16 protein-coding genes and 1 riboswitch are annotated in these 21690 nt (G+C 69.5%); of the genes, 12 read left to right on the top strand and 4 right to left on the bottom strand.

Going from position 1 to position 21690, the window contains the following annotated elements:
* Nucleotides 1-5: 5 nt before the first annotated feature.
* Nucleotides 6-103: riboswitch (TPP riboswitch) on the bottom strand.
* Complete coding sequence (locus tag ACFCQI_RS01400) at nucleotides 97-1308, bottom strand: phosphotransferase enzyme family protein (protein ID WP_395119602.1); 1212 nt, start codon at nucleotides 1306-1308, stop codon at nucleotides 97-99. It overlaps the preceding riboswitch by 7 nt.
* 90 nt (nucleotides 1309-1398) lie before the next feature.
* On the opposite strand from ACFCQI_RS01400, the gene ACFCQI_RS01395 reads away from it, so the two are divergent.
* The 4 genes from ACFCQI_RS01395 (at nucleotide 1399) to ACFCQI_RS01380 (ending at nucleotide 4102) form a co-directional block, all read left to right on the top strand.
* Entirely contained in the window at nucleotides 1399-2310 is a 912-nt protein-coding gene (locus tag ACFCQI_RS01395; protein ID WP_395119601.1) for an AEC family transporter, read from the top strand.
* An 81-nt stretch (nucleotides 2311-2391) separates the two neighbouring features.
* Nucleotides 2392-2982, top strand: coding sequence for a PleD family two-component system response regulator (locus ACFCQI_RS01390; RefSeq protein ID WP_395119600.1), 591 nt, complete (start codon nucleotides 2392-2394; stop codon nucleotides 2980-2982).
* 5 nt (nucleotides 2983-2987) lie between these two features.
* Nucleotides 2988-3380 carry an RNA-binding S4 domain-containing protein gene (locus ACFCQI_RS01385; RefSeq protein WP_395119599.1) on the top strand — a complete coding sequence of 131 codons (393 nt, stop codon included), beginning with the start codon at nucleotides 2988-2990 and terminating at the stop codon, nucleotides 3378-3380.
* A 110-nt stretch (nucleotides 3381-3490) separates the two neighbouring features.
* A complete protein-coding gene (locus tag ACFCQI_RS01380; RefSeq protein WP_395119598.1) occupies nucleotides 3491-4102 on the top strand; it encodes a PleD family two-component system response regulator in 612 nt (203 codons plus the stop codon).
* A gap of 12 nt (nucleotides 4103-4114) precedes the next feature.
* Here the strand turns inward: ACFCQI_RS01380 and mutS are convergent, their stop codons facing one another.
* From mutS to ACFCQI_RS01365, 3 genes are all read right to left on the bottom strand, one after another.
* Nucleotides 4115-6703, bottom strand: a complete 2589-nt coding sequence (mutS, locus tag ACFCQI_RS01375; protein ID WP_395119597.1) for a DNA mismatch repair protein MutS — start codon at nucleotides 6701-6703, stop codon at nucleotides 4115-4117.
* A 157-nt stretch (nucleotides 6704-6860) separates the two neighbouring features.
* Nucleotides 6861-8048, bottom strand: coding sequence for an MraY family glycosyltransferase (locus tag ACFCQI_RS01370; RefSeq protein WP_395119596.1), 1188 nt, complete (start codon nucleotides 8046-8048; stop codon nucleotides 6861-6863).
* Nucleotides 8049-8224: 176 nt separating this feature from the next.
* Nucleotides 8225-9400, bottom strand: a complete 1176-nt coding sequence (locus tag ACFCQI_RS01365) for a polysaccharide biosynthesis/export family protein (RefSeq protein WP_395119595.1) — start codon at nucleotides 9398-9400, stop codon at nucleotides 8225-8227.
* 127 nt (nucleotides 9401-9527) lie between these two features.
* On the opposite strand from ACFCQI_RS01365, the gene ACFCQI_RS01360 reads away from it, so the two are divergent.
* The 8 genes from ACFCQI_RS01360 (at nucleotide 9528) to asnB (ending at nucleotide 21682) form a co-directional block, all read left to right on the top strand.
* Nucleotides 9528-9902, top strand: a complete 375-nt coding sequence (locus ACFCQI_RS01360) for a hypothetical protein (protein ID WP_395119594.1) — start codon at nucleotides 9528-9530, stop codon at nucleotides 9900-9902.
* A gap of 206 nt (nucleotides 9903-10108) precedes the next feature.
* Nucleotides 10109-12337 carry a polysaccharide biosynthesis tyrosine autokinase gene (locus ACFCQI_RS01355; RefSeq protein WP_395119593.1) on the top strand — a complete coding sequence of 743 codons (2229 nt, stop codon included), beginning with the start codon at nucleotides 10109-10111 and terminating at the stop codon, nucleotides 12335-12337.
* Nucleotides 12334-13593: a phosphotransferase family protein gene (locus ACFCQI_RS01350; RefSeq protein WP_395119592.1), complete on the top strand. Its 1260-nt coding sequence runs from the start codon at nucleotides 12334-12336 to the stop codon at nucleotides 13591-13593. The genes ACFCQI_RS01355 and ACFCQI_RS01350 overlap by 4 nt, the downstream gene beginning before the upstream one ends.
* Nucleotides 13594-13622: 29 nt before the next feature.
* Nucleotides 13623-14981: a lipopolysaccharide biosynthesis protein gene (locus ACFCQI_RS01345; protein ID WP_395119591.1), complete on the top strand. Its 1359-nt coding sequence runs from the start codon at nucleotides 13623-13625 to the stop codon at nucleotides 14979-14981.
* Nucleotides 14978-17281, top strand: coding sequence for a glycosyltransferase (locus ACFCQI_RS01340; RefSeq protein WP_395119590.1), 2304 nt, complete (start codon nucleotides 14978-14980; stop codon nucleotides 17279-17281). Before ACFCQI_RS01345 ends, ACFCQI_RS01340 begins: the two co-directional genes overlap by 4 nt.
* Nucleotides 17278-18519 (top strand): O-antigen ligase family protein, encoded by a 1242-nt coding sequence (locus ACFCQI_RS01335; RefSeq protein WP_395119589.1) that lies wholly within the window; start codon nucleotides 17278-17280, stop codon nucleotides 18517-18519. The genes ACFCQI_RS01340 and ACFCQI_RS01335 overlap by 4 nt, the downstream gene beginning before the upstream one ends.
* Complete coding sequence (locus ACFCQI_RS01330) at nucleotides 18516-19655, top strand: glycosyltransferase family 4 protein (protein ID WP_395119588.1); 1140 nt, start codon at nucleotides 18516-18518, stop codon at nucleotides 19653-19655. Before ACFCQI_RS01335 ends, ACFCQI_RS01330 begins: the two co-directional genes overlap by 4 nt.
* Nucleotides 19643-21682 carry an asparagine synthase (glutamine-hydrolyzing) gene (gene asnB / locus ACFCQI_RS01325; protein ID WP_395119587.1) on the top strand — a complete coding sequence of 680 codons (2040 nt, stop codon included), beginning with the start codon at nucleotides 19643-19645 and terminating at the stop codon, nucleotides 21680-21682. The genes ACFCQI_RS01330 and asnB overlap by 13 nt, the downstream gene beginning before the upstream one ends.
* Nucleotides 21683-21690 lie beyond the last annotated feature (8 nt).

Genomic DNA, 21690 nt, shown 5'->3' with positions numbered 1-21690 from the left:
AGAACGATCCGACTCTGCAAGCTCCCTACGCCGGTATTGACCGGATCAGGTTCCAAGGGACTCTCTCAGCCCGGCGTTTTGCCGGGCACCCCCGCTTCAAGAATGCGTATTGAAACACGAATGGGCGCGGCCTGCCGAATCGCCCTGCGCGCCGGTGGCAAGGGCGCGGATGGTTTGCAACAGAGCCTGCCCGGCGGATGTGCGGAACCACGCCGCATGGCCGCGCAAAAAGGTGTCGTAGGCAACGTCGGCGCTCGCAGTCGATTGCGTGATGGCGTGGAAGTACTCCACTTCGGACAGGGCGAAATCCACGTGCACCAGCGGCAGCAGGTCGGCCAGCAGTTGCAGGTCGTCGCGGGCGAGTGGGCGGATTTCCCGATAACCCTCGATCAGCGCGCGGGCGATGGACGGATGGATCGCCGCCGCACCGGTATCCAGCGCCAGCCATGCGACCGCATTGCGCTCGATCGCGGTGGCGAGGTCGAACAGCGCGCAGTTCGCCGCGGCCAGGCCGAAATCGAGCACGGCGGTGATGTCGGCGTCGTCGCCGCTGCCGCTCCAGCAGAGGTTGGAGACGTGCCAGTCGCCGTGCGTCCACAGCCGTGGTTGCCGGGCCAGCGCTGGCTGCAGGCGCGCGTGCCATGGCGCGAGCAGGTCGGCGAACTCGCGCTGCCAGGGCCGGCCGCGCAAGTAATCGGCGAGGCCGGGTCGCTGCGGCAACTGCGATTCCAGTGCCGCCACCGGATCGGCAGCGGCGATCAGCTCGCTGCGTGCCACCAGAATGTGGGTGCTGCGCTGGGGCGCCGCGTAGTCGGCGCCGGCGTCGTGCAGCCGCGCCAGCATGCGGCCGGCGCGGCGCGCGTGGAACGGGTTCGGCAATGGCTGCCACGAGACCAGCTCGCGGTACAGGTCGATGCCCGCGGCGCGCCGATGCACTTCGTAGACCCAGTCGCCGATGGCGATGGCGGTGTCGCCGTCGGCGTCGCGCAACACGTCGGCCAGCGGCAGTCCGTGCCGGCGCAGGTGCGCGATGTAGCGGTGTTCCTCCGTCAGCGTGGCGGCCGAGCGCACCCGTTGATGATGGCGCTTGACGAACAGCGTGCCGGCTTCGGTGTCGACCAGACAGGCCGCCGAGAGCGGGCGCGGACTGTGCCAGACGACTCGCCGCAAGGCGCCGGTTTGCGGAAAGCGGCTCAGCAGCACCTGCAGTTCCGGCGCGACGAGAGCCGGCCAGTCGGGAGCGATATCGTCGCCGGCCAGGCCGTGCACGAGGTGATCGGGGTCTGCAGGGGCGGTCGGCTTTGGCATCGGCACGATTATCGCCCAGCCGCTGCGCCTTTCGGCCGACGGTGTTTTTCGCGTCTAATGACGCTCTTTGCCCGGGTCCGTGCGCATCCCATGAGTGCCTTGCTGCTGCTGTTCGTCTGCCTGCTGCTCGGCGTCTTGGTGGCGCGTTTCGCGCGGCCGCCGGCGGGCATCGTGCAAGGCATCAACTGGTGGGTGCTGAACGTGGCGCTGGCGGCGCTGGTGCTGGAGCTGATCCCGAAGCTGAAGTTCAACGCCGACCTGTGGTTCGTGGTGGCCGCGATGTGGCTCACCTTCGGCGGCGCCTGGTTGCTGTTCGGCCTGCTCGGCCCGCGGCTGGGCTGGTCGCGGCAGCGCACCGGTTCGCTGATCCTGGTGTGCGGGCTGGGCAACACCGCCTACATGGGTTATCCGATGGTGCAGGCGCTGCACGGCAAGGCCGGCCTGGCGCTGGCCGTGGTCGCCGATCAGCTGGGCGCGTTTCCGGTGCTGGCGTCGGCGGGCATCGTGGTGGCGTCGCTTTATTCCGGACGCACGCCGCAGCTGCGCCCGATGCTGCGTCGCGTGTTTTCGTTTCCGCCGTTCCTGGCCTTGTTGCTGGGCATCGTGGTGGGCCGCCTCGGTGGCTGGCCGGAGTGGCTCGACGGGGTGTTCGCGCCGATCGGGGCCACGCTGACGCCGCTGGCGCTGTTCTCGGTCGGTTTGCAGTTCAAGTTCCATCCCGGCCAGCGTCAGCTCGGCGCGGCCGCCTGGGGGTTGGGCTGGAAGCTGCTGCTGGCGCCGCTGCTGTGCTGGCTGATGGGCACGGCGGCGGGCGTGGAGGGCCTGGTGCTCACGGTGGGCGTGCTGCAGGCGGCGATGGCGCCGATGGTGTCGGCGGCGATCCTGGCCGACGAGTACGAGCTCGACCCGGCGCTGGCCAACACCGTGCTGGGCGCGGGCATCGTGCTGTCGCTGCTGACCGTCCCGCTGGCCAACTATCTGATGGTCGGCGCGGCGTGGTGAGCGACGCGGTGCGGACGCTTGCGTCGCGGCCGCGCTGCGTCGAGACTGGGCGGGGATTTCCCGGGGGAAGGGGCTCGCGTCATGTCCGGCTTTGAGCTGATACGGCGGATTTTCGGCAACGAACACGGCGAGCGTCGTGCGGTGCCGCGCAGTGGCGTGCCCAAGGAAGCGCACATCCTGGTGGTCGACGACTCGCCGACCATTCGCGCGGTGCTGGGCAAGATGCTCACCCAGGACGGCCACGTGGTGTTCAGGGCGGCCGACGGCGAGAGCGCGATCGAGCTGGCCCGCAACGAATTGCCCGACCTGATTTTCCTGGACATCGTGATGCCCGGCATGAACGGCTTCGCCGTGCTGCGCGCGTTGCGCCGCGAAGCGCTCACCCACGACATCCCGATCGTGATGATCAGCGGCAACCTGCAGGCCACCGAGCAGTTCTACGTGCAGCGATTCGGCGCCGACGACTTCATGAAAAAGCCGTTCGGCCGCGGCGAGGTGTTTGCGCGCCTGCAGCACCTGACCCAGTCCGGCCGCCTGGTGGTGCGACCGCGCACCAGCGTGCCGGTGGCGGCGGCCGAGCCGGTGCTCAGCGCCGACGAGCAGGCGGCCATTCCGGACATCGCCATGCCCGATCCGCAGGACCTGGTGCCGCCTCCGGGCGAAACGAACTGAACGGCATGCCCGAGGAACGCGGCGAGCTGCGTCTCGACATCTGGCTGTGGGCGGCACGCTTCTTCAAGACCCGTGGCCTCGCCCGCGCGGCGATCGAGGCCGGGCGCGTGGAACTCGATGGCGCGCGCTGCAAGCCTTCCCGCGCCGTGCGTGTCGGCGATCGAATGCAGGTCAATCGCGGGCACGAGCGACTGGAACTGGACGTGCTCGCGCTGGCCTGGCGGCGCGGGCCGGCCAGCGAGGCGCAATGGCTGTATCGGGAAACCGAAGCCAGCCGCGAGGCCGCCGAGGTATTGCGCGAACAGCGTCGCCTGAGCGGCGCGGCACTCGATCATCCGGCACATCGACCCGACAAGCAGGCGCGCCGGCAATTGCGGAAGATCAAGGACTTGCGCTGACAAGTTCAGGCTGAGTACTGCGTCGCACATTGCTGCGTCGCTCTGCGCGAGCATGCGCCTGTATCCACGAGTGCGCCCCGCGCGCACCACTCACGACCCGGGGAGAAGGCATGGACGGACTGGCACGCATCAGTGGCATCGGCTTCATCAAGCGCCTGCTGGGCGGGCATGCGGTCGAGCCGCAACACGTGCAGACCACGCAGGGCGCGCGCATGCTGGTAGTGGACGATTCGCCCACGATCTGCGCCGTGCTCGGCAAGATGCTCAGCCAGGATGGCTACCACCCGTTGAAGGCGGCCGACGGCGCGGCGGCGATCGAGCTGGCGCGCAGCGAGTTGCCGGCGCTGATCTTCCTCGACGTGGTGATGCCCGGCATGAACGGTTTCAGCGTGCTGCGCGCGCTGCGCCACGATCCGGCCACGCGCGACATCCCGATCATCATGATCAGCGGCAACCAGCAGGCCACCGAGCAGTTCTACCTGCAGCGTTACGGTGCGGACGACTTCATGAAAAAGCCGTTCGACCGCGACGACGTGTACGAGCGCATCGGCAGCCTGGTGGCCGCCGGGCGGTTGCCCGCCCGCGATACCTCGGTGGCGGAGAACACGCTGCTGTCTGCCTTGTCGGCGGAGGCGCTGGACGGCATTCCCGACATCGCCATGCCCGATGCCGGGACGCCGGGAACGACCGAGGCGCCGCTGCCGCTGCATCGCGTGGCTTGACAGCGCGCCGGCTCAGTCCAGCGATTTCAGCCGGTACAGGGCTTCCAGCGCTTCGCGCGGCGTCAGCGTATCCGGATCGATGCGTTCCAGCTCGCGCTGGGCGGCCGAGGGTTGCGCCGGCGCAAACAATCCCAGTTGCGGCGAAACTTCAGCGGAGGGCGCTGCGCTGGCGTGCCGGTGCATGCCGCGCTCGAGTTCGGCCAGCGTGCGCTTCGCATCGGCGATCACCGATTTCGGCAGGCCGGCCAGCGCGGCCACCTGGAGACCGAAGCTGCGGTTGGCCGGGCCGTCCTTCACTGCGTGCATGAACACCAGCTGCTCGCCGCGCTTCTGGTCGTGCAGCTCCACCGCATCCAGGTGCACGTTGGCGATCGCCGGGAACTCGCCGGCCAGTTCGGTCAGCTCGAAATAATGCGTGGCGAACAAGGTGTACGCGCGACAGTGCCGCGCCAGGTGCACGGCGGCGGCGCGGGCCAGCGCCAGACCGTCGTAGGTGCTGGTGCCGCGGCCGACCTCGTCCATCAGCACGAGGCTGTCGGCGGTGGCGTTGTGCAGGATGTTCGCCGTCTCGCTCATCTCCACCATGAAGGTGGACTGGCCACGCGAAAGATCGTCGCCGGCGCCGATGCGGGTGAAGATGCGGTCGATCGGGCCGATCACCGCGCTGGCCGCCGGCACGTAGCTGCCGATGTGCGCAAGCAGCACGATCAGCGCGTTCTGGCGCATGTAGGTGGACTTGCCGCCCATGTTCGGGCCGGTGATCACCAGCATGCGGCGGGTGTCGTCGAGCTTCAGGTCGTTCGGCTCGAACGGCTCGTCGCGGACTTTCTCGACCACCGGGTGGCGGCCGCGCTCGATCGCGATGCCCGGTTCGTCGGTGAGCTGCGGTGCGCTCCAGTCGAGCGCTTCGGCGCGCTCGGCCAGGGTGGCCAGCACGTCCAGTTCGGCCATCGCGGCGGCGGCGGTTTTCAGCGGTTCGAGTTTCTCGGTGAGCGTGTCGAGCAGCGCCTCGTACAGCGCGCGCTCGCGCATCAGCGAGCGTTCCTTCGCCGACAGCACCTTGTCCTCGAACGCCTTCAGTTCCTCGGTGATGTAGCGCTCGGCGTTCTTGGTGGTCTGCCGGCGCGTGTAGTGCGTGGGCGCCTTGTCCGACTGCGCCTTGGTGATCTCGATGTAGTAGCCGTGCACGCGGTTGTAGCCGACCTTCAGCGTGGTGATGCCGCTGGCGGCCTTCTCGCGTTCCTCCAGCTCGACCAGGAATTGGTCGGCGTGGGTGGACAGCCGGCGCAGTTCGTCGAGCTCGGCGTCGTAGCCGTCGGCGATCACACCGCCGTCGCGCTGCAGTACCGGCGGCTGTTCGACCACGGCGCGGGCGAGCAGCGCGGCGCTGTCGGCGTGGTCGCCGATACGTTCGACCAGGGCGTGCAGCAGCGGGCTGTCCAGATCCGCGATGCGCGCCCGCAGCTCCGGCGCGGCCAGCAAGCCGTCGCGCAGCGTCGACAGGTCGCGCGGGCGCGCCGAGCGCAGCGCCACGCGGGCGAGGATGCGTTCGAGGTCGCCTATGCCGCGCAGCTGTTCGCGCAGGTTGTCGTAACGGCGATTGTCGATCAGCGCGCCGATCGCCTGGTGGCGCTGGCGCAGCAGTTCGCGCGCCCGCAGCGGCCGGTTCAGCCAGCGGCGCAGCGCTCGCGCCCCCATCGGCGTCACCGTCTCGTCGAGCACGCCGAGCAAGGTGTGTTCGGTGCGCCCGCTCGGGTGGGTGTCCAGCTCCAGGTTGCGCCGCGTGGCCGCGTCCAGCGCGATCGTCTCGCTGGCACTTTCCACGGCCATGCCGGTGAGGTGCGGCAGCGCGCTCTTCTGGGTTTCCTCGAGGTAGCCGAGCAAACAACCGGCGGCGGCCACGGCCAGCGGCAGCTTGTCCACGCCGAAACCGCCGAGGTCGTGGGTGCCGAAGAAACGGTTCAGTTCGCGCTGCGCCGCGTCGCTGTCGAAATGCCACGGCGGACGCTTGCGCAGGCCGGGCAGGGCGCTGACCAGCTTCGGCCAGGCCACGTCTTCGCCGACCAGGGTCTCGGCCGGCTGCAACCGTGCCAGCTCGGCGGCCAGCGCCTCGGCGCTGGGCACTTCGCTGAGCAGGAAACGGCCGCTGGAAAGATCGACCCAGGCCAGCCCGTAATCGCCGCGCGCGCCGGCGGCGATCGCCAGCAGCAGGTTGTCGCGGCGTTCCTCCAGCAGCGCGGCATCGGTCACCGTGCCGGGGGTGACCACGCGCACCACCTTGCGCTCGACGATGCCCTTGGCCAGTGCCGGGTCACCCATCTGCTCGCAGATCGCCACCGACTCGCCCAGGCGCACCAGCCGCGCCAGGTAGTTCTCCGCCGCGTGGTATGGCACGCCGGCCATCGGGATCGGCGCACCGGCCGATTGCCCGCGCTGGGTCAGCGTGATGTCGAGCAGCCGCGCCGCCTTGCGCGCATCGTCGTAGAACAGCTCGTAGAAATCGCCCATGCGGAAGAACAGCAGCACGTCCGGGTGCTCGGCCTTGGCGGCGAGGTACTGGCGCATGAACGGGGTGTGCTTGGCGTGGTCGTCGTGACTCATGCAATCGGATCTGGAAGGGGAGCAGGCGCCCGGCCGGCGACATGCCCGCGGCCGGATTCCGGGGCGCGAGTCTGGCACGGAGTTCGTGCCCATGGTAACGGCGTGCGTGATCCCGCGCTGCGACTGCCGGTGAACACGCCGGTGCGGGCGGCGAGATTCAGGTCGGCAGGTCGGTGCTGCGCTGGACGCGCGGCGGTGCGTCGTGTTGCGCGCCCTCACCGCTGCGCTGGCGCATGCGCGAAGGAGGCCGCGCGGGCATGCCCGGGCCGGCGAGCACGCGCGAGGCCATCCGCGGCGATGGCTGTTCCATCTCCCGCCGCCGCCCCAGGCAAGCGGTAAACAGCGCATACATGGCCAGCAGCACGACGAAGGCCACCGCGTTGGCCAGCGCGCCGGCAAGCTGGTGGATGACGTGGCCCAGCACCGGCATGATCGCGGCGAACGCCACCAGGCAGATCAGCGTGTCGCGTGGCTTCAGGCCTGCATCCATCAGCAGGTGATGGATGTGGCCGCGATCGGCGGTGAACGGGGACTCGCCCCGATGCAGGCGGCGGAACATCACGGTCAAAGTGTCGAACACGGGTAGCGCCACGCACCACAGCACCAGCCCGGGCGAGAGCTGCCGCGGCTGGCCCTGGCTCATGCCGATCAGCGACCAGGCCAGCAGGTAGCCCAGCATGACGCTGCCGGCATCGCCCAGGAACACCTTGCCGACGCGTCCGAACAGACCCAGGTTGGCCGCCAGATACGGCACCAGTGCGGCAGCGATCACCGCCACCGCGGCGAACTGCAGGTTCGATCCGGTGTGGCGGCCGAGCAGCTCGATGCCGCCGGCGGCGACCAGGGCCAGGCAGCCGGCCAATCCGTCGATGCCGTCGATGAGGTTGAACGCATTCAGCAGGCCGATCACCGCGACCACGGTGAACGGTATCCCCAGCCAGCCGAGCGTGAGTTCGTGGCCATGCACCATGCCCAGCGAACGGATGTAGACGCCCGAGCTGATGACCACGATGGCGATGGCGGCCAGCTCGGTGACCACGCGCACCCACACGCGCAGGTCGAGCAGGTCGTCGGCCACGCCGACCACCACCAGCATCAGCGTGGTCCAGATCACGGCGTCCTCGAACGGGGTGAAGACATCCGCGTGCCACCACCCGGCCAGCATGCCGATGGCGATGGCCAGGCCGCCGACCAGCGGCGTGTCGAAGGCGTGCCGCTTGCGACCCTGGTCCGGGTAATCGACCAGGCCCAGGCGGCGACCGAGCGGCAGCAGTGCCATCAGCGAGACAGCCGACACGCCGGTAGCGATCGCGCAGCTTTCGAGTATCCGCGGGTCGAAGGTCATGGCAATCCTGCTTGTTCTTCGCGTCGCCGGCAGCCTCGATGCTTTCGCAAGCCCGGGTCGCTGCATCATTCGGTGACGCTGCTCGGCCTGTTCGAGATGCCACACGAACGGCTCGGTGGAGGGGCATGCCGCATCGGCGAGGGGTCGACTCCGCGACCCTTCGCCGCCCAGCCCGGTCATTTGCTGTTGTTGAGGTAGTACTGGCTGGACGCGGTGGCGCTCAGCGCGCTGGTGAGCGGCAACAACTGGCTGGTGAAGCGATTCCAGCGAGTGATGCCGGCCGCGCTGGCGAACACCACGTCGCCCGGTTGCACCTTGAAACTGTCGGCCAGCGCGAACGCGGCAGGCGATTTCGCATCCAGCTCGTACACGGTCGGCCGCTGGTTGGGGTCCTCCTTGTGCAGCGCGCCGCGCACCACGTAGACCATGCCTCTGGAGGTGGTCTCGTTGAGGCCGCCGGCCTGTCCCAGCGCCTGGGTCAGGGTGAGGTTCGAGGTGTTGAAGCGCAGCGCCTGCGGGCGCAGCACTTCGCCCATCACGTAGACCTCCTGGTCGAAGTTGAACGGCACGAACACGCGGTCGCCCGGGCGCAGGTAGATCTTGCGGGCCAGCGCCTTGCCGTCGTGCGACGGGCTCAGGTCGAGGTGGTAGGACTCGTCTCCGCGCGTCAACACCACGTTGGAGAGGTCGGCATTCTTGCTGTCCACGCCGCCCGCCACGCCGATCGCCTCGCCCAGCGTCAGCGGCACCGTGGTCACCGGCTGCGCGCCGGCCTTGACGAAGGCGCCTTCCAGCACCACGCGCTGGCTGCCGTAGCCGGCGACGCTCACGTCCACCAGCGGCGCCCGGATGAAGTGCGACAGCCCCGAGGTGATCGCCTGGCGCGCCTGCTCGATGGTCATGCCGGCCACCTTCACCACGCCGGCGTAGGGGAAATACAAGGTGCCGTCGGGCCGCACCAGCCGCTCGTTGGCGGCGGTTTCCTGCTGTTGCCCGGCGGGCGAGGTCAGCTCCGGGTGGTCCCACACGGTGATGTGCAGGGTGTCGCCGGGGCCGATCCGGTAGCCTTCCGGGCGATAGTCCAGCAGCGCCGGTGGCAGCGCCGAGGTCGTGTCCGCCGCCGCGTTCTGCTGCTGCGTCTGGACCAGGCTCGGCGTGATCGGCACCAGCGTCACGTAGCTGTTTTCGCCGCCGAGCGAGCTCTTCGACATCGACTGCCCCGGCGCCCAGACGCAGCCGGCGAGCGATGCCACCAGCAGCATGCCGGCCACGCTGCGCATCGACGCCGCGGCGTGCGCCCTGCCGCGCTTGCCCTGCGGGCGGATGTCGTTGCGGACCTGGCGGCGGGGCATCGTCGGAACTGCAGCAAGCGCACCTCGGTTCATGTCGGATTTGCTCCTGTCATTCGGATCGAATAATGGCATTGATGCAATATCGAGCCGGCCCAATAATCCGCGCCGTGGGTGATTTGTCCAGTGCATGGATTTATTGGATGTTCATTCACATGTCCCGGCAGTGAACCATTTCATCGGCATTTCACGTTTCAGTGCCGATGTCCGGGTTGACAATTCCGGCGCGCCGCGCGCAAATGCTTCCTTCGACAACGGCGCATTGCGTCATGTGGCTCTACCGTTCACGCCGGCCCTCGCGAGGCGGCGTGCCGCAAGAAATTGCGCTGCGGCCGCGGCGAAAGCCGGTATCCATGGCCTGAATCCGATCGCATCGAGGCCTCGTGCGGCAGCGAAGGATGGAGGCGGCAAAACTCCGGTGGGTGCGGCGGATATTCGGCGCGATGGCGCGTCGCATTTTGTTTCGATGGTGAGTGATCGATGCGCCAACTTGGCTGATTCATGAATGACGTGAATATCCGTTTCAAACCGGAATGTCTTCTGCATGAAATGCATGAGTAGATAATGGTTTCATATGGAACATTCACATTTTCAAGGTCCACTGTGGATGCGCCCGGGTAATCGCGTCGCCGATGCCGGCGAATGCCGGTTCCCGGGCATGGCCGTCCGCCGTGGCGTCCGCGTATCCAGCTTCGTTCCGGAGAGAGTCCCGTGAAAGCCATCAGTGGTCCCGCGATCCAGATCCAGCCCGACGACGAGATCGATCCCCGTGCCTTGGTGGGCACCTTGCTGGACCACAAATGGCTCATCATCAAGGCGACCCTGGGCGCCCTGGCGATCGGGCTCGCCTACCTGCTGGTGGCGACGCCGCAGTACGAGGCCAAGGCGATGGTGCAGGTGGAGCAGGCGCCGAGCTTGCCCGGATTGAACCTGGGCACGCAGCAAAGCAGCCCGTCGAGCCCCGCGGCGGCGGACGCCAAGGCGATCCTCACCGCGCAATCGGTGGTCGGCGAGGCGGTGCGCAACCTGCATCTCTATATCGACACCAGTCCCTATCGCGTGCCGGTGATCGGCGGTCTGGTCGCCCGGTTGCACGACCTGACCTCGGGCAACGAGGTCAACGCGCCCTGGTTCGGGCTGAACGGGTACGGATGGGGCGGCGCGCACCTGGACATGCCGCAGCTGAACGTGCCCGACCGGTTGCTGGGGGAGGACATGACACTGACCGCCGGCCCGGACGGCAGCTATGTGCTCACCGAGGACAGCGACGTGCCGTTCTCGCCGGGGATGCAGTTGCTGCAGGGCCATGTCGGACGCGTGTCGAGCGGGTCGGGCGTGACCATGCTGGTCAAGAGCATGCGCGCCAACCCCGGCATGCGCTTCCACGTGGTGCGCAACGACGAGGTGACCACGATCGCCGGCATCCAGCAGGCGATCTCGACCAGCCAGCCGGTGCAGGGCTCCAACATCATCTCGCTGGCCTATGACAGCGCCGATCCGCACCAGGCGGTCAAGGTGCTCGAGCACGTGGTCAGCGCGTTCCTCGCGCAGAACGTGGGGCGCAATTCGGCCCAGGCATCCAGCAGCCTGAAGTTCGTGCAGCAGCAACTGCCCGACGTCAAGAAGAAGCTGGCCGACGCCCAGGCCGCGCTGGCCGCGTTCCAGCTCAAGGCCCATTCGGTGGATGTGCCGATGCAGACGCAGACGCTGCTGAGCGAGATGGCCACGATCAACAACAACATCGACCAGCTCAACATCCAGAAGGCGGAGGTGCAGCGCCTGTACACGCCGCAGCATCCGGCCTACAAGGCGATCATGCAGCAGATCGGGCAGCTGCAGGCGCAGCGCGCAGCGATCGACAAGCGGATGACCACGTTCCCCGACACGCAGCGCCAACTGCTGCGCCTGACCGGCGACGTGCAAGTGCTCAACAACACCTATACCGGGCTGCTCAACGAGGCGCAGCAACTCGAACTGGCGCAGGCGGGCACGGTGGGCACCGCGCGCGTGGTGGATGTGCCTTCGGTCGATATCACCCACCCGGCCAAGCCGCGCAAGCTGCTCACCCTGATGGGCTGCGCCTTTCTCGGCGGGTTCCTGGCGGTGGCGTACATCTTCTTGCAGCAGATGTTCCGGCGCGGCCTGGAAGACCCCGCCGAGATCGAACAGCTCGGCGTGGAGGTGTATTCCGCGATTCCGTTGAGCGAGCAGCAGATCGAGCTGTCGCAGCATCGTCGGCGCCTGCTCGGCAAGGGACGCTCCGCGCTGCTGGCGCTGGCGGCCCCCGACGACGTGGCGTCCGAGGCCATGCGCAGCCTGCGCACCAGCATGCGCTTCACCCAGCTCGGCGCCAGCGACAACCGCTTGATGGTCTGCGGCTCCAGCTCGCAGGCAGGCAAGACCTTCGTCTCGTCCAACCTCGCGGCGGTCAATGCGCAGGCGGGCCTGCGCGTGTTGCTGATCGACGCCAACATGCGCGATGGCGACCTGCACCAGGTACTCGGCGTGCGCGCGGACGGCGGCCTGTCCGAGCTGCTGGCCGGCGAGCTGGAGGTGGCTGAAGCCATCCGCCCGATCACCGGCCTGGGCGGCGAGCTGGATTTCATCCCGCGCGGCAGCAAGCCGTCCAATCCGTCGGAGCTGCTGATGCAGCCGTACTTCGGCGCGCTGCTGCGGCGGCTTTCGCCGGCCTATGACCTGGTGGTGATCGACAGCCCGCCGATCCTGGCGGTGACCGACGCGGCCATCATCGGCCATCACGTGGGCACCAGCCTGCTGGTGGTGCGCTACGGGCTCAACCAGTCGCGCGAGGTCGAGCTGGCCATACAGCGCTTCCGCCAGGCTGGCGTGTCGATCAAGGGCGTGGTGTTCAACGGCATGGAGAAGCGAAGCAACGGCTTTTCCACCTACGGGTTCCTCGGATACGGCTTTGCCCAATGATCCGCGCCGAGATCAGCGACTTGGCTGAGCCGGTGCCGCGGCCGTCGAACCGCGACGGGTCCGGCTCGCGCCGTCGGCCGGGTTTCGGCGCGGATACGTCTTTCCGCGCGGCGGTGCGGGAGATGGAGGCGGTCGGCCTGCGCGTGCGCACGCAACCGCATGCCGGCTCCGCGCCGTACGGCGTGTTGTCCGGCCGCACCGGTTCGCGGTTCTTCCTGCTGCCGCTGCGTCCGCGTGCGGTCAGCACCGGTGCGCTGGCCCTGGTGCAGCCGGTGCGGTGGGTGCCGCGCGCGGTCAAGGGCGTGGCCAGCGTCGGCGCGCGGCTGGGACTGGGGCCGCTGTTGCCGCACAAGGTGCATGTTTCCGGGGTGGGCGACCTGGCGCGCATGGCGGATGCCGGTGCCCGCCACGGCGCCTTCCTGACCGGCACGCCCGGCCCGCATCGCAAGCTGAGCGTGCAGCTGATGGACGACGCCGGCCACATTCGCGCCTACGCGAAGGTGTCGCTCGTGCCGGCGGTGCAGGTGCTGCTTCAGCGCGAAGCGCAGGTGTTGCGCCTGCTTGCGGCGATGGACCTGCGCTCGGCGTGGCTGCCCTGCGTGTTGCGCAGTGAAGTGCGCGGCGGCACCGCGATCCTCGCCACCGATGCGGTGCGGACGCCTGCCGCCCGCTGCCTGACCGACCTCGATGCCTTGCACCTGGATTTCCTGCAGGAACTCGCTGCGCGCACGGCGTCGTCATGGGCTCGCAGCGGAGCCTCGCTGCTGGACGAATGGAGCGCACGCCTTGCGCAACTCGGTGACGCTCTGGCGCCGCCGTGGCGACAACGCCTGGATCGCGCGATGGCGGTGCTGGCGGCGGAGCCATCGCTGATCGCATCCCGCGGCCTGGCCCATGGCGACTTCACGCCGGTCAACTGCTTCCGGCAGGACAGCCGCCTGTGCGTCTTCGACTGGGAATACGCCGGCGCCGCGTATCCGGCCGACCACGACCTGATCTGCCTGCTCGACGCGGTGGCGCGGCTGGGCGGCGATGCGCCGGCCGCGCGGGCGCAGGGACTCGAACAACGGTTGATGGGCGAGCTGGGACGCTCGCGCAACGAAGCCAATCGACGCCTGATCGCCTTCCACTGCGTGCACGCGCTGCGCAGCCTGGAACGGCAGCCGTCGCAGGCGGACGCCGGCTTGGACTGGTACGGCGCCGACGAGGCCGCGCGCACGCTCGATGCGCTGCTGGCGCGGGCGTCCGCCTCGTGAGCGCGTCCAGGGATGCCTCGGTGGAAGCCATGAATGACACCGCCGCCGCCCGCACGATCGGCTCGCTGCCGGCACTGCACGCGTCCAGCTTGCAGCTGCTCAAGCGCGGCGCCTCCGGTGCGTTCCTCGTCACCGTCGGCGGCACCGGGCTGAGCTTTCTGGCCAACCTGGTGATGGCGCGGGTCATCGGGCGGCACGAGTTCGGCGTCTACGCGCTGATGTTCAGCTGGGTCAGCGTGCTGGCGGTGATCGCGCAGGCCGGCCAGGACATCAGCATGATCCGGTTGCTGCCGTCCTATATCCGCGAGGGCGCGTGGGGCAAGGTGCACGGCCTGCGGCGGGGCGTGGGCATGATCGTGCTGGCCACCAGCTGCTGCATCGCGCTGGGCGGCTGCGTGGTGGTGCACGTGCTCGGCGCGAATCAGAGTGCGAGCTGGCGGCACACCTTCTACATCGGCTTCGCGATGCTGCCGGTGTTGACCCAGCTGCAGCAGAGCGGGGCGTTGCACCGGGCGTTCAAGCGACCGGTGGTCAGCGGGCTGTACCAGACGCTGGGGCGTCCGCTGCTGCTGATCGTGTTGCTGGGCGTGCTGGTGTTGAGCGTGCGCGAGATCGACGCGCCGTGGGCGGCGGCGGCGTCGCTGGCAGCCGCGGCGCTGGCGCTGGCCGGCTCGGCGCGGCACTTGCAGCGCAGCTGGCCCGAGCAGGGCAGGGCGGCGGCGCCCGCGTACGAGATCCGCCGCTGGCTGGTCGTCGGCTCGCAGATGTCGATGCTGTCGATCATCGTGGTTTCCGGCAGCCGCCTGGACGTGCTCATCCTGGGCGCGCTGATGGGTCCTGGCGACGTCGGCCCGTATTACGCCGCGGTGCGCATGGCCGGCTTTGCGCTGTTCGCCCAGAGCGCGGCCAACGTGGTGCTCGCGCCGATGATCGCCGAGCGCTACGACGCGCACGACATGGGCGGCCTGCAGCTGGTGGCCACCCGCGCCGCGCGTTTCTCCTTCGCCGGCGCGCTCGCCGTGAGCCTGGGCTTCGGCGTCGCCGGGCACTGGTTGCTGGGGCTGTTCGGCCCGGGCTTCGACGCGGCCTATGTGCCGTTGCTGATCCTGCTGTGCGGCTACTGCGCCACCACGTCGCTGGGCGAGGTCGGCTTCATGTTGTCGATGACCAGGTTCCAGCGGCGGGCCTCGATGCTGGTGCTGGTGGGCGTGGCCGCCAATGCGGCGGTGGCATGGCTGCTGGTGCCCAGCCTCGGCGCGACCGGCGCGGCGATCGGCGCAGTGGCGTCGCTGCTGGTCTGGCGCGCTCTGGCATGGCGCGCGGCGCGCGCGCGACTGGGCATCGATCCGTCGATCTTCGGCGTACCGGCAAAGGGGGTGCCGCGATGAGGGTGGCGCTGGTCATTCCGACGATGGGCGGCGGCGGCGCCGAGCGCGTGATGGCCACGCTGGCCAATGCGTGGGTGGCCGACGGCGCGGCCGTGACCCTGATCACGCTGGCGCGCAGCCATGGCGACAAGTACCCGCTGCACGCGGCGGTGCAGCGGGTGGGGCTGGACGTGGCGGCGCCCTCGCCGCATGCGTTGGTGGCGCTGCGCAGCAATGTGCTGCGGCTGCGCGCGCTGCGCCATGCGCTGCGCGCGGCGCGGCCTGATGTCATCGTCAGCTTCACCACTACCACCAACCTGATGGTGGTGCTTGCCGTCACCGGCTGGCGCGTGCCGGTGATCGTTTCGGAGCGGGTGTTCGTCGCGGCGCATCCGCCGCGAGCGCCCTGGCGGCTCCTGTACCGCGTGCTCTGCCGTCGCGCCGCCGCCGTGGTGGCGCAGACGCGTCGCGGCGCCGACGACCTGGAGGCGCGCCTGCAACGTCCGGTCGAGGTGATCCCCAACCCGGTACGCGAGCTGCCGCTGGCCGGCGCGCGTCGGACCCCGCGCGGGCCAGGGCGCATCGTGCTGGCGTCCGGCCGGCTGGAGGCGCAGAAGGGTTTCGACATCCTGATCGGCGCCTGGGCCACGCTCGCCGCGACGCACCCGCACTGGCGCCTGCGCATCACCGGCGAAGGCTCGATGCGTGCGGCGCTGAACGAACAGATCGACCGGCTCGGCCTCGGCGCCAGCGTGGAGCTGGCCGGGTTCGACGACGACCTCGCCGGTGCGATGCGCGAGGCCGACATCTTCGTGCTCTCCTCGCGTTTCGAGGGCATGCCCAATGTGCTGCTGGAGGCGATGTCGCTGGGCCTGGCCTGCGTCAGCACCGATTGCGAGACCGGTCCGCGCGAGATCATCGAGCACGGCACCAACGGCTGGCTGGTGCCGGTGGCCGATGCGCCCGCGCTGGCCGCCGGGCTCGGCACGCTGATGCACGACGAGGCGCTGCGGCGGCGCCTTGGCGCACGCGCCATCGAGGTGCGCCACAACCATTCGCTGGCCTCGGTGTTCGCCCGCTGGCAGTCGCTGGTGACGCGCGTGGCGGCGCAGTGCCCGGTGCGCGTGCGCGCGACTGTGCCGTCGAACGGCGCGGACGACGCGCGCAAGCCGCGCGTGCTGTTCCTGATCCGTTCGCTCGGCCGTGGCGGCGCCGAGCGGCAGCTGGCGACGCTGGCGATCGGCCTGCGCCGCGACGGCTGGGAGGTGGCGGTGGCCTGCTTCTACGCCGGCGGCCCGTTCCAGCACGAGCTGGAGCGCGGCGGCGTGCCGATCATCGACCTGCACAAGCGCGGGCGCTGGGACGTGGCCGGTTTCCTGTGGCGCCTGGCGCGCGCCTTGCGCGGGTACCGGCCGGACATCGTGCACGGCTACCTCACCGTCGGCAATCTGCTGTCGCTGTTCGCGCCGCTGGCCAGCCCGGGTTCGCGCGTGGTCTGGGGCGTGCGCTCCTCGTTCATCGACCGGCAGCGCTACGACTGGATGTCGCGCGCCACCTTTGCGCTGAGTTGCCGCATGGCGCGCCGCGCGGACCGGATCATCTTCAACTCCCGCGCCGGCTCCACGCTGCATGGTGCGCAGGGTTATCCCGCCGACCGGCTGGTGGTGATCGCCAACGGCATCGACACCGGACACTTCCGCTTCGACGCGGCCTCGCGCGCGCGGATGCGGCGCGCGTGGGAGGTGCCCGACACTGCGCTGCTGGTGGGGCTGGTCGGGCGGCTCGATCCGATGAAGGACCACCCGACCTTCCTGCAGGCGATCGCGGGGCTGGCGCACGATGCGCGCTGGCGTTTCGTCTGCGTCGGCGGCGGCGATGCGGGTTACGCCGAGCAACTGCAGGCACTGGCGCGCGGGCTGGGGCTGGCCGAGCGCCTGGTCTGGGCCGGCCCGTGCGAGGACATGGCCGCGGCCTACAGCGCGATCGACATCCTGGCGTCCTCCTCGCGCGGCGAAGGCTTTCCGAACGTGGTCGCCGAGGCGATGGCGTGCGGACGGCCGTGCGTGGTCACCGACGTCGGCGATTCGGCAGATCTGGTGGGGGACACCGGCATCGTCGTGCCGGCCGGTGACCCGGTGGCGCTGCGCGACGGCATCGCGCGGATGCGCGAGCGGATGGCGCGCGATCCGTTCGCGGCGGCGCACGCTGCACGCGCGCGCGTCGTCGACCAGTTCAGCACTGCGCGGCTGGTCGGCCATTCGGAGCGCGTGCTGGAAGAGGTGCATCGTCGCCACTGCACGCTGGGCGGGGCGACGTCATGAACGCCCGCTTCCTGCCGCGCACGCCGGTGGACCTCCTGTTGGCAGCCTTCGTGTTGTGGTTCGGCAGCGATGCCAGCGATTTCCTGTTCACCACGCGCGGCCTCAAGCCGCTCTATTCCTACGTGGCGGTGATCGGCTTTGCCGCCTTCTATGCGGTGGCCCAGGGCGCGGCGGCGCAGTCGCTGGCCATCCTGCGCGACGGCGGCACGCGTCGCTTCGTCATCTGGCTGCTGCTCTACATCGTGTATGGCGTGCTGATCTTCCTGCAGTCCTCGCAGAGCCATACCGCGTTGCAGGCGCTGATCACGCTGATCGAGATGGCGGCGATCGGCATGGCGTTCGCCACGCTGATGGTGCATCCGCGGCGGTTGCACATGCTGGGCGGGATGTTCCTGCTGCTGGCCCTGTTCGCCGCCGGCATGAACCTGCTCGATTTCATCCATCCGCGGTTCTCCAACGTGCCCGGGCGCGCGGCCGGGCTGTACATCAACCCCAACGTGGCCGGCTATGCGCTCGCGCTGGTGATGTTGTGCGGCATGGACAGCGTGCCGGCGCGCTTGCGCTGGCTGTTCGTGCTGGTCTGCGGCGTCGGCGTGCTGGTCACGTTCTCGCGATCGGCGTGGATCATGTGGGGCGTGGCGCTGATCTGGCTGGGCCGGCACGATCGCACACACGGCGCGAAGTGGAAGCTCGCCGTGATGACGCTGTCCACGCTGGCCGGCATCGGCATTCTGCTGTCCCTGTTCAGCGGCGAGCTGGGCGAACTGCTGGCCGGCACGTCGTTCGCCCGCTATCTCGATCCGAACACGCTGGCGCGCATGGGCGTGGGCGGCTCCTCGCTGTCGGGCGATTCGGCTGCCACCCGCATGGACCTGGTCTGGTTCTCGCTGCACGAGGCGGCGCAAAGCCCGCTGTTCGGGCATGGCAGCGGCTATGTCTACGAGTGGGCGTTTCCGGTCGGGCCGCACGACATGTACCTGCGTTTCCTGGTCGAGGGCGGCGTGTTCGGGCTGGCTTTCTACCTGGCCTTGCTGGTCGTGTTGTGGCGGGCCACGTCGGGGCTGCAGCGCGTGCTGGTGTTGCAACTGGTGATCGCCAGCTTCTTCTCGCACAACCTGCTGGAAAGCCCGACGATCATCCTCGTCATCAGCTTCATGCTTGCGCGGCAGGCGCTGGAGAAACGCGAGCTCGCGGTGACGCGGTGGTTGGCGTCGCCCCGCGTGGGGGTGCCGGCGTGAAGATCTGCCACGTCATCACCGGGTTGAACGCCGGCGGCGCCGAGATCGCGCTGTGTCGCCTGCTCGAATCATTGCCCGCCCCGGCGTACCGGCATGCGGTGGTGGTGCTGGGCGGCGAGGGGACGCTGAGCGCGCGCCTGGCCGAATCTGCCCGGGTGCACCACATGGGCATCCGGCCCGGCCGCGCCGGCCCCGGCGACGTGATGCGGCTGCGGCGATTGCTGGCGCACGAGTCGGCCGACCTGGTCCATGCCTGGATGTACCACGCGCACCTGCTCACCTCGCTGGCGCTGTGGGGGCAGTCCGTGCCGCACCTGTGGAGCGTGCACCATTCACTGACCGACCTGGCCACCGACAAGCCGCTGACGCGCGTGGTGATCCGCCTCAACGCGGTGTTCTCGACGCGGCCCAGCTGCGTGCTGTATGCCTCCCAGCTCAGCGCCTCGCAGCACGAGGACTACGGCTTCAGCCGCTTGCGCACGGTGGTGATTCCCAACGGTTACGACACCGGCGTGCTGGTGCCGGACCCGGCGGCGCGCGCGCGCATCCGCGAGGAGCTGGCGGTGCCGGGCGATGGCCTGGTGATCGGCATGGTGGCGCGCGTGCATCCGACCAAGGATCACGGCAACTTCCTGCACGCAGCGAAGCTGTTCCGGGAAAGCCATCCCGACAGCGTGTTCGTGCTGGTCGGCGACGGCGCGACCGCCGCGAATGCGGAACTCGCCAGCCAGGTCGACGCCTTGCAATTGCGCACCCATGTGCGCCTGCTCGGCCGGCGCCAGGACATCCCCGCGATCAACGCGGCGTTCGACATCGCCACCCTGGCCTCGCGCGGCGAGGCCTTCCCCAATGCGGTGGCCGAGGCGATGGCCTGCGGCGTGCCGTGCGTGGCCACCGACGTGGGCGATGTGCCGCTGATCGTGGCCGATACCGGTGTGGTGGTGCCGGCGCGCGATTCCGCCGCGCTCTGCGCCGGCTGGGCCAGCCTGGCCGCGCTGTCGCCGCGCGAGCGGCAGCAACTGGGTCTGCGCGCGCGCCAGCGCATCGTCGACAACTACACGGCCAGGCTGCGCACGCGGCGTTACGCCGATCTGTATTCGTCCATCGTGCAGGAGCGACAAGCATGTGCGGAATAGCCGGCTTCTGGGATGCCTCCCACGCCTTCACCGCCGAAGACGGCGGCGCCATCGTGCGGCGCATGACCGACGCGCTGAGCCATCGCGGCCCGGACGACGACGGTCATTTCCAGGATGCCGCGGCAGGCGTGGCGCTCGGCCATCGGCGTCTTTCGGTGATCGACCCGACACCGGGTGGCCACCAGCCGATGACTTCGGCCAGTGGACGCTACGTGATCGTGTTCAACGGCGAGGTCTACAACCATCACCGCCTGCGCCGCGAGCTGACGCCGCTCGGCGCGACGTTCCGCGGGCGCTCGGACACGGAGGTGATGCTGGCGGCGATCGAGCAATGGGGGCTGGAAGCGGCGGTCAGGCGCTTCGTGGGCATGTTCGCTTTCGCGTTGTGGGATCGCCGCGAGCGCACGCTCGCCCTGGTGCGCGACCGGCTCGGCATCAAGCCGCTCTATTACGGCTGGGTGGGTTCGCTGTTCGTGTTCGGCTCCGAGCTGAAGGCGCTGCGGCGCTGCCCGCGGTTCGCCAACCCGGTCGACCGCGACGCGCTGTGCCTGCTGCTGCGGCATAACTACATCGGCGCACCGCACGCCATCTACCGGGGCATCCGCAAGCTGCTGCCGGGCACCTGGCTGAGCGTGGACCAGGGGATGGCCGCCTCGCGCGTCGACGCGTCGACGCTCGCCACGCGGGCGCAAGTCTACTGGTCGGCCCGCGAGGTCGCGCAGGCCGGCGTGGCCGATCGCCTGCACCTGTCCGACGCCGCGGCCGCCGACGAGCTGGAGAAACTCCTGCTCGACGCGGTCGGCCTGCGCATGGAGGCCGACGTGCCGCTGGGCGCGTTCCTCTCCGGCGGCGTGGATTCCTCGCTGGTGGTGGCGCTGATGCAGGCGCAGTCGATGCGGCCGGTGCAGACCTTCTCCATCGGCTTCCACGAGAAGGGCTACGACGAAGCGGGTTACGCCCGCGCCGTGGCCGAACACCTTGGCACCGAGCACCACGAGTTGTACGTGACCGCGCGCGACGCGCTGGACGTGGTGCCGAAGTTGCCGTCGATGTTCGACGAGCCGTTCTCCGATTCCTCGCAGATACCGACCTACCTGCTGTCGCGGCTGGCTCGGCGCCAGGTGACGGTGAGTCTCTCCGGTGACGGCGGCGATGAGTTGTTCGGCGGTTACGAGCGCTATTTCAAGGCGCGCGCGATCGAGCGCGGCCTGGACTGGATACCGGCGGGGTTGCAGCGGCGGCTCGCGCGCTCGCTGTCGCATCGCGCCGGTCTCTACGAGTCGCTGCTCGCCGGCGCCAATCGCTGCGTACCGGCGCGCATCCGCCTGAAGCGGCCGCGCTCCAAGATCGGCGTGCTCGCCAGCATGCTCGACGCCGGGCCACAGGAGCAGCGCTATCGCCTGCTGATGTCGCATTTGCGCGATCCCGCCCGCGTGGTGCTGCACGGCGAGGAGCCGCCGACCGGGCTGAGCCACCCCGAGCTGGGGCCGCAGGTGCGGGAGGTGTTCGAGCGGATGATGTACAGCGACCTGGTCAGCTACCTGCCGGGCGACGTGCTGACCAAGGTCGATCGCGCCAGCATGGCGGTGAGCCTGGAGGCGCGCGTGCCGCTGCTGGATCACCGCGTGGCCGAGTTCGCCTGGCGCGTGCCGATGCGGCAGAAAGTGCGCGGCGGCGAGGGCAAGTGGCTGTTGCGCCAGGTGCTGTACCGGCACGTGCCGCGCGCGCTGATTGACCGCCCCAAGAAGGGCTTCGGCGTGCCGATGGGCGAGTGGCTGCGCGGGCCGCTGCGCGAGTGGGCCGAAGCGCTGCTGGAACCGGCACGGTTGCGCGAGGAGGGTTACTTCGAACCCGAATACGTGCGCGCGATGTTCGTCGACCACCTGGCGGGGCGGGTGCACGAGGGCGGCCGGCTGTGGGACGTGCTGATGTTCCAGGCCTGGCTGCGGGAAACCCGGCAGCCGGACGCGCACCCGCGCGATGCGGTCGCGAACGCGTGCGGCACGCACGCGCCGGCGGGCTTTTGACGTGGCAC

This window comes from Rhodanobacter sp. FW102-FHT14D06, from assembly GCF_043950705.1.
Lineage (GTDB): Bacteria > Pseudomonadota > Gammaproteobacteria > Xanthomonadales > Rhodanobacteraceae > Rhodanobacter.
Note: the sequence above shows the minus strand (reverse complement) of the source record. Positions and strands in the feature narration are given on the sequence as shown.